1 pseudogene is annotated in these 310 nt (G+C 79.4%); it reads left to right on the top strand.

From position 1 onward, the window contains the following. A pseudogene (locus tag GT042_RS10530) lies at positions 1 to 310 on the top strand (ATP-dependent helicase HrpB); the annotation flags it as partial.

Below are 310 nucleotides of genomic sequence, written 5' to 3'. Positions count from 1 at the left end.
GTCGTGGTGGACGCGGGCCTGGCGCGTGAGCCCCGTACCGACCACGCGCGCGGGCTCAGCGCCCTGACGACCGTACGGGTGTCGCAGGCGGGTGCCCGGCAGCGGGCGGGCCGGGCGGGGCGCGAGGCGCCGGGGGCCGTCTACCGCTGCTGGACGGAGGCGGAGGACGTACGGCTGGCGCGTTTCCCGTCCCCCGAGATCAAGGTCGCGGACCTGGCGGCGTTCGCGCTCCAGGCGGCGTGCTGGGGCGATCCGGACGCGAGCGGTCTCGCGCTGCTCGACGCGCCGCCCGCCGGGGCGCTCGCGGCGG

Source organism: Streptomyces sp. SID3212, assembly GCF_009865405.1.
Taxonomy (GTDB): domain Bacteria; phylum Actinomycetota; class Actinomycetes; order Streptomycetales; family Streptomycetaceae; genus Streptomyces.
This window is presented reverse-complemented; position numbering and strand designations above follow the sequence as displayed.